At 72.2% G+C, this 13,025-nt stretch carries 10 protein-coding genes; 7 read left to right on the forward strand and 3 right to left on the reverse strand.

The window, feature by feature from the left end; translation table 11 throughout:
• Positions 1 to 726 (forward strand): C40 family peptidase, encoded by a 726-nt coding sequence (locus L1785_RS14815; protein WP_236090043.1) that lies wholly within the window; start codon positions 1 to 3, stop codon positions 724 to 726.
• A 139-nt stretch (positions 727 to 865) separates the two neighbouring features.
• Positions 866 to 1,873, forward strand: coding sequence for a universal stress protein (locus L1785_RS14820; protein ID WP_236090044.1), 1,008 nt, complete (start codon positions 866 to 868; stop codon positions 1,871 to 1,873).
• 9 nt (positions 1,874 to 1,882) lie between these two features.
• On the opposite strand, the gene L1785_RS14825 is transcribed toward L1785_RS14820, so the two are convergent.
• Entirely contained in the window at positions 1,883 to 2,911 is a 1,029-nt protein-coding gene (locus tag L1785_RS14825) for a LacI family DNA-binding transcriptional regulator (RefSeq protein WP_236090045.1), read from the reverse strand.
• A 123-nt stretch (positions 2,912 to 3,034) separates the two neighbouring features.
• Here L1785_RS14825 and L1785_RS14830 point away from each other — a divergent pair, with 123 nt between their 5' ends.
• The 4 genes from L1785_RS14830 (at position 3,035) to L1785_RS14845 (ending at position 8,172) form a co-directional block, all read left to right on the forward strand.
• Positions 3,035 to 3,991, forward strand: a complete 957-nt coding sequence (locus tag L1785_RS14830) for a carbohydrate ABC transporter permease (protein WP_236090046.1) — start codon at positions 3,035 to 3,037, stop codon at positions 3,989 to 3,991.
• Positions 3,991 to 4,851, forward strand: a complete 861-nt coding sequence (locus L1785_RS14835) for a carbohydrate ABC transporter permease (protein WP_236090047.1) — start codon at positions 3,991 to 3,993, stop codon at positions 4,849 to 4,851. The genes L1785_RS14830 and L1785_RS14835 overlap by 1 nt, the downstream gene beginning before the upstream one ends.
• Before the next feature lie 50 nt (positions 4,852 to 4,901).
• The gene (locus L1785_RS14840) at positions 4,902 to 6,254 is read left to right on the forward strand and encodes an ABC transporter substrate-binding protein (protein ID WP_236090048.1); all 1,353 of its coding nucleotides are present in this window, start codon (positions 4,902 to 4,904) and stop codon (positions 6,252 to 6,254) included.
• Between the two features lie 109 nt (positions 6,255 to 6,363).
• Positions 6,364 to 8,172: a glycoside hydrolase family 35 protein gene (locus L1785_RS14845; protein ID WP_236090049.1), complete on the forward strand. Its 1,809-nt coding sequence runs from the start codon at positions 6,364 to 6,366 to the stop codon at positions 8,170 to 8,172.
• Positions 8,173 to 8,248: 76 nt separating this feature from the next.
• Here the strand turns inward: L1785_RS14845 and L1785_RS14850 are convergent, their stop codons facing one another.
• Positions 8,249 to 9,952 carry a peptide-N4-asparagine amidase gene (locus L1785_RS14850; RefSeq protein WP_236090050.1) on the reverse strand — a complete coding sequence of 568 codons (1,704 nt, stop codon included), beginning with the start codon at positions 9,950 to 9,952 and terminating at the stop codon, positions 8,249 to 8,251.
• A 316-nt stretch (positions 9,953 to 10,268) separates the two neighbouring features.
• Between L1785_RS14850 and L1785_RS14855 the strand changes: the two genes are divergently transcribed.
• Entirely contained in the window at positions 10,269 to 11,675 is a 1,407-nt protein-coding gene (locus tag L1785_RS14855; protein WP_236090051.1) for a serine hydrolase domain-containing protein, read from the forward strand.
• Between the two features lie 35 nt (positions 11,676 to 11,710).
• Here the strand turns inward: L1785_RS14855 and L1785_RS14860 are convergent, their stop codons facing one another.
• Positions 11,711 to 12,982, reverse strand: coding sequence for an aspartate aminotransferase type Ic (locus L1785_RS14860; RefSeq protein ID WP_236090052.1), 1,272 nt, complete (start codon positions 12,980 to 12,982; stop codon positions 11,711 to 11,713).
• Between the last annotated feature and the right edge of the window lie 43 nt (positions 12,983 to 13,025).

Genomic DNA, 13,025 nt, shown 5'->3' on the forward strand with positions numbered 1-13,025 from the left:
GTGACCGCACGTACCACTCGTGCTCGCCATCGGGCAGCGCGTCGCCCTGTAGCGTCCTTCGCACAGAGCTCCACGATCGGCCGTAACGCCACCATCGTGGCCGCCGGGGCCGGCATCCTCGTCTCGACCTTCGGTGCGGCCGCAGCGCCCGCCGTGGCCGCACCTCTTCCCGACAGCTCCACGAAGCTCAGCACCGTCGACCTGTCGGCGCTGACGGAGCAGGCCCGTGAGGCCCTCGCCGCGGCTCCCGTCGTGGCCGTTGCCGCCGACGCGCAGTTCGGCGTCGAGCAGGCCGCTGTCTCCGTGACCCCCGCCCCGGCCAAGGTCACGCGAGCCACCACCACCTCCAGCACCACGAGCACGACGTCGATCGGCGCGGCCGTCCCGGCGTCGGCGAACGGCTCCACGATCGTCTCGATCGCGGCCCGCTACGTCGGTGTCCCCTACCTCAGCGGCGGGACCACGCCGGACGGCTTCGACTGCTCGGGCTTCACGGCGTACGTCTACGCCCAGGCCGGCATCAGCCTCCCGCGCACCTCGTCGGCCCAGGCCGCCGGCGGTACCCGGGTGTCGCGTGCCGACGCCCAGCCGGGCGACCTGGTGTACGCCCCCGGCCACATCGGCATCTACGCCGGTGGCAACACCATGATCGACGCCCCGCGGCCGGGCAAGACCGTCCAGTTCCGCGCGATCTGGATGAGTGCCCCGCAGTTCATCCGGTACTGACCCCCGCGTACCGATCACCCGATGCCCCGGCGTGCGCAAGCATGCCGGGGCATCGTGCTGTCTGCGCGCGCTCAGGCAGAAAACCGGGCTCAGGCAGTAGCGTTGAGGCATCGCTCCACAGTGACGAGGAGGGCACGCGATGACACGACCGGAGGTCGTGCTGGTCGGGGTCGACGGGTCGGAGGCGAGCCTGCACGCGCTGGACTGGGCGGCGGCCTATGGGCGGCGGGTCGGCTGGGCCCTGCACGTCGTGTGCAGCTACTCGTTGCCCTCGTTCACCGCGGCGTCGCTCGACGGCGGCTACGCCGCGCTCGACGACACCACCATCCAGGAAGGCGCGAAGGCGGTCCTCGCGGAGGCGGAGGCGCGCGTCGCCGACTCGGGCCTGCGGGTGACGACGGCGGTCGCCACCGGCGACGCGGCCGGTGTGCTGGTCGAGCTGTCGAGGGACTACGGCCTCGCCGTCGTGGGCACCCGGGGCCGCGGCGGGTTCACGGAGCGTCTGCTCGGCACCGTCTCGTCCGCCCTGCCCGCGCACGCGCACTGTCCCGTCGTCGTCGTGCCCCTGCGCTCGGCGGCCGGCCGTGGCTCGGTGTCCACGCTGGGCTGGCCGGCAACGGGCGGCCGGGACATGCCCGGTGGCGCCCCTCACGGCATCGAACCGGACGAGGGTGCGCTGCGGGACGTGTCGAGGATCGTCGTGGGCGTGGACGGGTCGCCGCAGGCCGAGGCGGCGCTGCGGCACGCGATCGAGCAGGCGAAGGTGTGGGGTGCGGAGCTGACGGCCGTGGCGGGCGTGCCGGTCGGGTCGGGCTCGGGGCTGCTCGCGTGGCTGCCGTCGAACATCGACCACGACCAGGTCCTCGCGGACCTCAGGGCCGGGCTGGACGTGATCGTCGACCGGTACGAGGCCATGAACCCCGGCCTGACGATCCGCCGCATCGTGCTCGACGGCACGGGGGCCGAGCTCCTCACCGAGTTCTCCACCGCCTCCGACCTCATCGTGGTCGGCTCACGCGGGCGGGGCGGGTTCCGCGGTCTGCTGCTCGGGTCCACGAGCCAGGCGGTGCTGCACCACTCGGCGTGCCCCGTCCTGGTGGTCAACCGGCACTGCGCGGAAGCGGACGCTGAGGTCGCGGCCTCCTGACGCCCCGGCTCAGCGCGGCGGCGCCGTGCTCGCCCGCACGACGAGCCGGACGGGCACGAGGGTGTGCACGTCGGTGAGCACCTCGCCGTCGCGCACCTGGCGCATGAGGAGGTCCACGAGCTCGCGGCCGACGGCGGCGAAGTCCTGCGCCACCGTCGTGAGCGGCGGCCACAGGTGCTCGGCGAGCAGGATGTCGTCGAAGCCGACCACGGAGACGTCGCCCGGCACGTCCCGTCCGGCCTCGTGCAGGGCGTGGATGAGCCCCGCCGCCATCTCGTCGTTCGCGCAGAAGACCGCGGTGACCTCTGACTGCGTGGCGAGGGCGCGGCCGGCGGCGTAGCCGGAGCCGGCGGACCAGTCGCCGGTGACGGGTGGCGGGACGTCGCGCCCGGCGGCGGTGAGCGTGGCGCGCCAGCCCTCGGCGCGCTGGAGCGCCGGCCTGGAGTCTTCGGGCCCGGTGACGTGGTGCACGGTGCGGTGGCCCAGCCCGAGGAGGTGCTCGACGGCGCGCTGGGCACCGCCGGTCTGGTCCGTGCCGACGGCGGGGTGGTGTCCGACGAACCGGGAGTCCGAGACCGCGACCGGCAGCCGCGGTGGCAGCAGCAGCGAGTCCGGCGTGGCGGTCTCGGCGCGGATGATGACGAGCCCGTCGATGGCCTGGTGGGACAGGCGGGCGACGGCGGCGGAGACGTCGTCGGACGAGGGGCTCTCGACGTCCACGAGCGTGACGGTGTAGCCGTGGTCGCGGGCGGCCTCGACGACGGCCTCGACGGTGCGGGACTCGCCGGTGCGGGCGAGCCGGTGGGCGATGACGCCGAACGTGCCGTACTGGCCGTAGCGCAGGGCCCGCGCGGCGCTGTTGGGGGAGTAGCCCAGCTGCTGCATCGCGGCCAGCACGCGGTCCCGGGTCTCGTCGCGTACGTTCGACGCCCCCATGGAGACGCGCGAGACTGTCTGGGCGGAGACGCCGGCAAGGGCCGCGACGTCGGCCATCGACGCGCCGGCGCGCGGTTTGGGCCTCCGGACGGGAGCATTCATGGCTTGACCATACTGTGACCAGGGCTGGCTTGACGCTCTCCTCGGCGTGATGAGAAGGTCGGTCGCGAGAGCGGTGTTAACGTAAACATCTTACCCACTCACGGACGAGCGGAAAGGACGGCGATGTCCGCAGTAACGGCAGACCAGCGGGCCGGCGCGGCCGGGACGCCCGTGCCGGCCAGTCCCACGAAGAAGCGTGGACGCCGGGCTCCGGCATCCCGGGTACATCTGGCGGGCTGGGGCTTCGTCACCCCGTTCCTCGTCGCGTTCGCGCTGGCGTTCCTGGCGCCGCTCGCCTACTCGGTCTACCTCAGCCTGTTCCGGAACCAGCTCATCGGCGGCAACCAGTTCGTCGGGATCCAGAACTACCTCGCCGCCTTCTCGGACGGCAAGTTCTGGGACGGTGCCCTGCGCGTCGGGCTGTTCCTCGCGGTGCAGGTCCCGGTCATGCTGGCGATCGCGCTGGTCGCGGCCCTCGCCATCGACAGCGGGCGACTGCACGGCAAGAGCTTCTTCCGGATCGCGATCTTCCTGCCCTACGCGGTGCCGGGCGTCGTCGCCGTGCTCATGTGGGGCTTCATGTACAGCGACCGGATGGGCCTGACGGGCCACCTCAACGACTGGGTCGGGTTCGCCCTGTTCACGCCGTACACGAAACAGTGGATCCTCGTCGCGATCGGCAACATCGTGACCTGGGAGTTCGTCGGCTACAACATGCTGATCTTCTACTCGGCGCTGCGGACGATCCCCGGGGAGCTCTACGAGGCGGCCGCGCTCGACGGTGCCGGGCAGTTCCGCATCGTCCGGGCCGTCAAGCTGCCTGCCCTGCGGGGCGCGATCGTGATCGCGACCATCTTCTCGATCATCGGCAGCTTCCAGCTCTTCAACGAGCCGAACATCCTCAAGACGATCGTGCCCACGCTCATCTCCACGTCGTACACGCCCAACATGTACGCCTACAACCTCAGCTTCGTGGGGCAGCAGGTCAACTACGCGGCGACCATCGCGATCATCATGGGCGTCCTCACCGCGGTCATCGCCTACGTGGTCCAGCTGCGCGCGAGCCGGGAGAACGACTGATGGCCCAATCCTTCACCAGCCCCCGCAAGTCGGTCACGCTCACGATCGTGATGTCGGGGCTCATCGCCTACTCGCTGGTCCCGCTGCTGTGGCTCGTCATCAGCGCCACCAAGACCCAGCCGGCACTGCTGAGCTCCTTCGGACTGTGGTTCTCCGGGGACTTCGCGCTGTTCGAGAACATCGGGTCGGTCTTCACGTACGACGACGGCATCTTCCTGCGCTGGCTCGGCAACACCCTGCTGTACGTCGTCGCCGGAGCGGGCGGAGCCACCCTGCTCGCCACCCTCGCCGGCTACGGGCTGGCCAAGTACCGGTTCCGGGGCCGCACGGCGGTGTTCGCCACGATCCTCGGGGCCGTCGCGGTGCCCGGGACGGCGCTCGCCGTCCCCACGTTCCTCCTGTTCAGCCAGATGAACCTGACGAACACGGTGTGGGCGGTGATCCTGCCGTCCCTGGTGTCCCCGTTCGGCCTGTACCTCATGTGGGTCTTCGCCACAGAGGCGATCCCCGGCGAGCTCCTCGAGGCGGCGCGGGTCGACGGCGCGAGCGAGGCCCGGACGTTCTTCACGATCGCGCTGCGGCTGCTCGTCCCCGGGATCGTGACGGTCCTCCTGTTCGCGATCGTCGCCACGTGGAACAACTACTTCCTGCCCCTGATCATGCTCAACGACCCCAACCTGTACCCGCTGACCATCGGCCTGCAGGAGTGGAACAGCGACGCGACGGGTGTCGGCGCCTCGCCGGTGTTCCACCTCGTGATCACCGGTGCCCTCCTGACGATCCTTCCGATCGTCGGTGTATTCCTCCTGCTCCAGCGTTACTGGCAGTCCGGCCTGAGCGCCGGCTCCGTGAAGCAGTAGTCCAGCCACAGGGGCGCAGCCCCGACGACGCAGTGGAAAGGCACGAAGCAATGAGGCTCAACCGTGTGCATCGCACGATCGCGGCCGTCGCAGCCGCGACGGTCGTGGGAGCAACTCTCGCCGCCTGCTCGGGCGGCAGCGAAGACGGCGGGACAGGCGGCGCCGAGGGCGCCACCGCCGAGGAGATCGAGGCGGCCCTCCAGGAGGGCGGCAGCATGACCTACTGGACCTGGACCCCGCAGGCAGAGGACCAGGTGGCTGCTTTCGAGGCGGCGTACCCGAACGTGGACGTCGAGCTCGTCGACACCCAGGGCGCCGCGGACAACAACACGGAGCTGCAGAACGCCATCGCCGCGGGCGACGGAGTCCCGGACGTCATCCAGCTCGAGTACCAGTCGATCCCGCAGTTCCAGCTCCCCGGCCAGCTCACGGACCTCAGCGCCTTCGGCTACGCCGACCTGGAGGACCTCTACACCCCGTCCACGTGGGGCGCGGTCTCGCAGAACGGCGGCATCTGGGGCCTGCCGCAGGACAGCGGCCCCATGGCGCTGTTCTACAACAAGGCGGTCTTCGACCAGTACGGGATCGCGGTCCCGGCGACCTGGGAGGAGTACGTCGAGGCCGGCCGCAAGCTCCACGCCGCGGACCCCACGAAGTTCATCGCGAACGACGGCGGCGGCGACGCAGGCACGGTGACGAGCCTCATCTGGCAGGCCGGCGGCAAGCCGTTCCAGGTGGACGGTGAGACGGTCACGATCGACCTCGCCGACGAGGGCACCCAGAAGTGGGCCGACATGTACCAGCCGCTCATCGACGAGGAGCTGCTGGGCGACATCCCCGGCTGGTCCGACGAGTGGTTCGCCGCGCTCGGCGACGGCACCATCGCGACCCTCACCACGGGCGCCTGGATGCCGGGCGTCTTCGAGTCCGGAGCGCCCGCCGGCGCCGGCAACTGGCGCGTCGCCCCGATGCCGACGTACGACGGCACGCCCGCCAACGCCGAGAACGGCGGGTCGGCCCAGGTCGTCCCGGCGGCCGCCGAGAACAAGCTGCTCGCCGCGGGCTTCCTCAAGTGGCTCAACTCCAGCGAGGAGTCCGTCGAGCTGTTCCTCGCCAGCGGCGGCTTCCCGGCCACGGTCTCGGACCTGCAGTCGGACGAGTTCCTGTCCTACGAGTCCGAGTACTTCGGCGGCCAGAAGATCAACGAGGTCCTCGTGGCCGGGGCCGACTCCGTGAACCCGGGCTGGGCCTACCTGCCGTGGCAGTCGTACGCGAACAGCATCTTCACGGACACGGTCGGACAGGCCTACCTCGACAGGTCCAGCCTGACCGACGGTCTCGCGAAGTGGCAGGCGGAGAACGTCGCCTACGGCACGGAGCAGGGCTTCACGATCTCTGAGTGACCTGACGCGCCCGACGGCGCACTCCGGACTGGTCGCCTTCCCCGGAAGGCGACCAGTCCGCCGTCGGGCACCCCTCAACCGGGTAACCTCACCACGGAAAGGCGCGTGCATGCCCACGTTCGAGATCGGCGAGCGGGACTTCCTCCTCGACGGACGGCCGATGCAGGTGATCAGCGGGGCCCTGCACTACTTCCGCGTGCACCCCGAGCAGTGGGCGGACCGCATCCGGTCCGCGCGCCTCATGGGGCTCAACACGATCGAGACGTACGTGCCGTGGAACTTCCACTCGCCGGAGCAGGGCGTCTTCGTGACCGACGGCCGGCGCGACCTCGGCCGGTTCCTCGACCTCGTCGCCGCCGAGGGCCTGTACGCGATCGTCCGGCCAGGCCCGTACATCTGCGCCGAGTGGGACGGCGGCGGCCTGCCCGCCTGGCTGTTCGCCACGCCCGGCGTGGGCGTGCGACGGGCCGAGCCGCAGTTCCTCGCCGCCATCGCGCGCTACTACGCGGACGTGCTGCCCATCGTCGCGAAGCGGCAGGTCACCGCGGGCGGCCCGGTCCTCGCTGTGCAGGTCGAGAACGAGTACGGCGCATACGGCGACGACTCGCCCGAGCAGCGTTCCGAGTACCTGACCGCGCTCGTCGCGATGGTCCGCGAGCACCTGGAGGTGCCGCTGTTCACCGTGGACCAGGCGAGCGACGAGCACCTCGCCCACGGCGGCCTGCCGGGGCTGCACAAGATGGCGTCGTTCGGCTCGCGCGCCGCCGAGCGGCTCGAGCTGCTGCGGCGGTACCAGCCCACCGGGCCGCTCATGTGCATGGAGTTCTGGGACGGCTGGTTCGACTCCTGGGGCCTCGAGCACCACGTCGCACCCGTTCAGACCAACGCCGCCGACCTTGCCGACCTGCTCGGCGCGGGCGCGTCCGTGAACCTCTACATGTTCCACGGCGGCACCAACCTCGGGCTGACCAACGGCGCCAACGACAAGGGCATCTACCGCCCCATCGCCACCAGCTACGACTACGACGCGCCCCTCACCGAGAGCGGCGCGCCCACCGCGAAGTACGCGGCGCTGCGGGAGGTCATCTCCCGCTTCGCCCCGGTGCCCGACGACGTCCCGCCGCCCGCGCGGCCCGCGCGGCCCGCTCCCGTTCTCGACGTCGTGCTGGGGCGGCGGGTGCCGCTCGCCGAGGCGCTCCCGCTGCTCGGCGCGCCTGTCACGGCCGACCACCTGCCGACCATGGACGAGCTCGGCCAGTGGACCGGGTTCGCGCTCTACCGCACCCGCGTGACCGCCTCCGACGGCGTGCTGAGCGTCGGCGAGGCGCGCGACCGGGCGCTCGTGTCGCTCGACGGGGACCCGGTCGGGGTGCTCGACCGGGCGCTGCACCAGAACGCCGTCGCCCTGCCGGCTCGCGACGGCGTGCTGGAGCTGCTCGTCGAGGACCAGGGGCGGGTCAACTACGGCGCGCGCATCGGCGAGCCGAAGGGGCTCGTCGGGCCCGCCCGCACGGCCGTACGCGACCTCGACGCGTGGGAGGTCACGCCCCTGCGGCTCGGCGACGACCCGTTCGGGGAGACGCTGAGCGAGCCGCTCGCGGAGCTCCTGCGGGTGTCGCCCGACGGCGTCGCGGGGCCCGCCGCCCCGGCGCCGGGCACCGCGTTCTTCCACGGGACCTTCGAGACCGAGGCGGGTGCGGACCACTTCCTCCGGTTCGACGGCTGGACCAAGGGCCTCGTCTGGGTCAACGGGACCTTGCTCGGACGGTACTGGAGCGCCGGGCCGACCGGCACGCTCTACGTGCCGGGGCCGCTCGTGCGGGACGTGAACGAGGTCGTCGTGCTGGAGCTGCACGGGACGGCCGCGCCCGTGCTGCAGTTCGTGGCGGAGCCGGACCTGGGGCACACGGAGGCGTGACCGACGGCGACCCGCTTCGACGCCGAGGTAGTAGGTCCGTCCGGGACGGACCTACAAGCTCGGCGTCGTCTCGGTGTCAGGACACCCTGTCCCCCGGGACCACGCCGTTCACCGTCCGGATCACGTGGTGGTAGCGGTCGGCGTGGGCGCCGGTGCCGACCGTGGTGCGGTAGTCGTGCTCGGACCAGCCCGTCGAGACCCGCTGGTCGCGCGGCACGAGGTAGTTCCAGGTGGCCTCGCCCTCGTAGCGGTCGTCCCACGCGACGCGCGGGGCACCCGCGGCGTCACGCGTGCCGGTGTCCGCGAGCGACATCGTCGTGGTGATGTCGCCCGCCTCCGTGACGGTGATGAGGCCGTCCAGGTCGTACGCGTACGACCAGCGCCGCACCGACGGCACCCCGGGCCCGCCGGTGGTCCGGACCGTGCCCTTGTCGGTGAGGGTGAGGCGCTCGCCGTCGTCCCACTCGCCGTCCGACCACCAGTGGTGCGCGTCCTGCGTCACCGTCCGCTGCACCGTGGTGGCGACGCGGCCGTGGCTCGTGTCGATGTAGCCCGCGGTCGTCAGCGAGTGCGTGCCGGCGAGGTCGGAGGTGAAGAGTTCGCCGTCGGTCCCGATGGTGTTCGTGACGGAGGGCGTGCTCGCTGCCGACCGGGTGAGCGCACCCGTCACGCGCTCGGAACCCTCGTCCTGCCACGACACGAACGCCGTCGGCACGTCCCAGCCGACGCCCTCGGCGCCGTCCACGACGACCGAGACCTCGTGCGGGCGGCCGTCGGTCAGGGTGCCGACGAACGGCGTCAGGTCGATCTCGATCGGCCGGACGTCGAACGCCCGCGGAGCCGGCAACACGTACCACAGGAACGGGTTGGACCAGCCGCCCGTGTAGACGTGCGGGTACGGCGTGCCGATGCCCGCCAGGGTGCCGTCCACGAAGACCTGGACCTCGCGCCACGGACCGTCGGCCGCCTTGCACCAGTAGTCGTCCGGGCTGGTCGCCGGGGCGGCCGTGTACCAGAATTCCTCGCAGCCGCCGCCCGACCCCGTCGCGTAGACCTGGGCCAGCAGGCGCTCCGTGTTCGCCGGGACGGTCAGGGTCCCGTGCGTCGCGCCGTCGCCGCCGGTGGCGTCGGCGAGGGGCTGCACCGTCTCCGGGGTGCTCGCCGCGGGCCACTCGCCGTCCGCCGCGTAGAACGTCAGGTCCACCGTGACGTCCAGGATGCCCGTGTACGTCTCGTTGACCACGTTGCCCAGGTACATCTCGACGAGCCGGGGGTCGCGCAGCAGCTCCGCGTACTCGGTGACGTCTTTCTCGACGGACCACGCGATGCCCGGCGCCGACGGCTCCGGCGTGCTCGTCTTGAACACCGGGACGCCGCCGATCCGCAGCCAGCCCAGACGGTCGAACTGACGACCCGCGACCGAGCCGTGCAGGTCGAGCACGACCATGCTCCAGTCACCGGCGCAGTCGGCGGGCGGGGCGTACTGCGCCGTGTAGACGTCGAAGTTGACGAACTCGTTGTCGACGATGCGGACCGTGCAGCTCTCCGTGTCCGGGCGGTCGACCGGCTGGGTAGCGGTGCGGGGATCGTCCCAGTCCTGGCCGAAGACCGGGGGAGCGGGTGTGGGGTCTGCCGTGGGCGCTGCTGCGGCCTCGGTGGCGGTCGCCGCGGTGGCGGTCGCCGCTGTGGCGGCGGCCGGGCTGAGGGCCAGCAGAAGCGTCGCGGCCGCGCCGGCGATCGTTGACCGGCGCCGGACCCGGCGAGTCGGGGTGTGCAGCACGAGGAACCTCCTCCGTGATGACGGTCTCGGCGGACTCACCGAGCGCTGAACACCGTACCGGGACATTTCACCCATTCGTGTTGCGCGCGCGGGAACGCCGCGTGTCGAGGTCTGCGGCAGGGTCCCGCGAACGACGCCGAGGTAGTCGGTCCGTCGGACAGACCGACTACCTCGGCGTACACGTTGTCGCGAGGTAGTCGGTCCGTCCGGCTGTGCCAGCCCGCTTCTCGCTCGGGACCACCGGACCTCGGGACCGAACGGACCGACTACCTCGCGCCGCTCCGGCGGGCGTCGGCGTCCGGCAGGATGGGGCACCATGAGCGACCCTCGCAGTGACGCCGACCTCGTCCGCCCCGCCGCGCCCTACCTCGCCGGATGGGTCGCCACCCAGGCCGGCTTCGCGCGCGTGCCCGGCGTCCAGTACGCCGTGCTCGTGGACGACGACGTCGTGCTGGACGGCGCGTACGGCGTCGCCGACGCCGCCACGGGTGAGCCCCTGCGCACCGATCACCTGTTCCGCGTCGCGTCCCACTCCAAGACGTTCTGCGCCACCGCCGTCCTACGGCTCGCCGAGCGCGGCACGCTGCGCCTCGACGACGCGCTCGGCACGCACGTGGCGGAGCTCGCCGCCGCGGCCGTGGGACGTGTGACGCTCCGCGAGGTGCTCGGCCACACCGGCGGCGTGCGGCGCGACGGCCGCGACGCCGACTTCTGGCAGCTCGGCGCCCCGTTCCCCGACCGGGCGGCGCTGCTCGCCACGGTCAGGCGCGAGGGCGAGGTCTTCGGCCGCGGCGAGCACTTCAAGTACTCCAACCTGGCGTACGGCCTGCTGGGGCTCGCCGTCGAGGCGGTCACCGGCAAGCCCTACGCCGAGCACCTGCGCGCCGACGTGCTCGAGCCCGCCGGGCTCCGGGACACGTTCCCGGATCTGGCGCCGGAGATCGGTGGCCGGCTCGTCACCGGGCACAGCGCCCGAGCGGTCACCGACGACCGTCGCCTGCCCGTCGCGCACGTCCCCACCGGGGCGCTCGCGGCCGCGACCGGGCTCACGTCCACCGCCCGCGACCTCGTCACCTGGGCCGCCGCGCACTTCGCCGGCGACACCCGGCTCCTCGCTCCCGAGTCGCAGCGGCTGCTGCAGCGCGCCGAGAGCACCGTGTCGAGTCCGCGCGGCCGGGACCGCCAGTACGGGCTCGGGTTCGAGTCGCGCGAGATCGAGGGGCGCCGCGTCGTCGGGCACAGCGGGGGCTTCCCGGGGCAGCTCACCCGGACCTGGTGGGACCCCGCCGGGCGCGTCGCGGTGTCGGTGCTGACGAACGCCGTCGACGGGCCTGCGGACGGCATCGCGAACGGACTGTTCGCCCTGGTCGCGACGGCGCTGTCGGGCCGTGGCCCGCTGCCGGACGCCCAGCCGGACGCCGCCGACCTCGCGCGGTTCGAGGGACGGTTCGCCAACCTCTGGGGCCTCGCCGACGTCGTGCGCCTCGGTGACCGGCTCTGGCTGATCGACCCGCGCGCCGACGATCCCCTGGTCGGCGCCGAGCCGCTCACGCCCGACGGAGATGCGCTCAGCCCGGACCCGCACGGCGGATTCCGCGCCGTCGGCGAGCCCGTCGAGTACGTGTGGGACGGGCAGGGGCGGCCCGCGGCGATCGTCGTCGGCGGGGTGACGTGCTGGCCGGCCGACGAGTACGCCGCCCAGCGCGCGGAGCTGCTGGGCTGACTGCTGCGCGTGCCGGCCGGGTCAGGCGGACCGCGTCAGGCGGAGCCGGCCTCCGCCGCGGCCAGCAGGACGCACGTCGCGACGCCGTCCATCGCCTCGCGCACCTCGGTGAGCGGCGGCATCGACGGGGCGAGGCGGATGTTGCGGTTCTCGGGGTCGCGGCCGTGCGGGTACGTCGCGCCGGCGGGCGTGAGCGCGATGCCGGCCTCCTTCGCGAGCTGCACGACCCGCGATGCCGTGCCCGGCACCACGTCGAGCGAGACGAAGTACCCGCCCCGCGGCGCTGTCCACGACGCGACGTCGTACTTCCCGAGCCGCGCCTCCAGGATCTCCACGACCGCCTCGAACTTCGGGGCGAGGATCTCGCGGTGCTTGCGCATGTGCTCGCGCACGCCGTCGGCGGACCCGAAGAACAGCGCGTGCCGTAGCTGGTTCACCTTGTCCGGCCCGATCGTCGCGATGGCCAGGTGCTTCGTGAACCAGGCGACGTTGGCAGGCGACGACGCCCAGAACGACACGCCCGCGCCCGCGAACGTGATCTTCGAGGTCGACGCCACCATGACGACGCGGTCGGGGTTGCCGGCCTCGGCGGCGAGGCCGATCGCGTTCGGGGTGGTCACCTCGTCGTCGGTCAGGTGGTGCAGGGCGTAGGCGTTGTCCCAGATGATGCGGAAGTCGGGGGCGGCGGTCGGCATCGACACGAGCGCCCGGGCGACCTCCTCCGTGATGACGGCGCCGTCCGGGTTCGAGTACGCCGGCACCACCCACACGCCCTTGATCGTGGGGTCGTCCGCGACGAGCTCCGCGATGGCGGCTGCGTCCGGGCCATCCTCGGTCATCGGTACGGTGATCATCTCGAAGCCGAGGGCCTCGCAGATCGCGAAGTGGCGGTCGTAGCCCGGCACCGCGCAGATCCAGCGCACCTTCTCCTCGCGCGCCCACGGCTTCGGGGACGCCGGGAAACCGAACAATGCCGCGTACGCGAGCGTGTCGTGCATGAGCGTCAGCGACGCGTTGCCGCCGGCGAGGAGCTGCTCCACCGGCACGTCGAGCAGCTCGGCGAAGATCCGGCGGAGCTGCGGCAGGCCCTCGAGCCCGCCGTAGTTGCGGACGTCGGTGCCCGCATCGTCGCGGGTCACGTCCGTTCCGGGAAGGGTGAGCAGCGCATTCGACAGGTCCAGCTGCTGGGCGGACGGCTTGCCGCGCGTCAGGTCGAGCTTGAGGCCCTTGGCCTGCAGCTCGGCGTAAGCCTGCTGGAGCTCCGGGAGAGCCGCGGCCAGTGCCGCGGCGTCAGGGGTCGTGGTCACGTCCGCGACTCTACGCCCACCTGACGCCGCGGCGCCCGGAATT

The organism is Antribacter soli (assembly GCF_021568775.1).
Classification (GTDB): Bacteria; Actinomycetota; Actinomycetes; order Actinomycetales; family Cellulomonadaceae; genus Antribacter; species Antribacter soli.

Coding starts and splice junctions, on each gene's coding strand:
- L1785_RS14840 (WP_236090048.1), top strand. CDS start 4,902: ATGAGGCTCAACCGTGTGCATCGCACGATCGCGGCCGTCGCAGCCGCG.
- L1785_RS14845 (WP_236090049.1), top strand. CDS start 6,364: ATGCCCACGTTCGAGATCGGCGAGCGGGACTTCCTCCTCGACGGACGG.
- L1785_RS14855 (WP_236090051.1), top strand. CDS start 10,269: ATGAGCGACCCTCGCAGTGACGCCGACCTCGTCCGCCCCGCCGCGCCC.
- L1785_RS14820 (WP_236090044.1), top strand. CDS start 866: ATGACACGACCGGAGGTCGTGCTGGTCGGGGTCGACGGGTCGGAGGCG.
- L1785_RS14825 (WP_236090045.1), bottom strand. CDS start 2,911: ATGAATGCTCCCGTCCGGAGGCCCAAACCGCGCGCCGGCGCGTCGATG.
- L1785_RS14835 (WP_236090047.1), top strand. CDS start 3,991: ATGGCCCAATCCTTCACCAGCCCCCGCAAGTCGGTCACGCTCACGATC.
- L1785_RS14830 (WP_236090046.1), top strand. CDS start 3,035: ATGTCCGCAGTAACGGCAGACCAGCGGGCCGGCGCGGCCGGGACGCCC.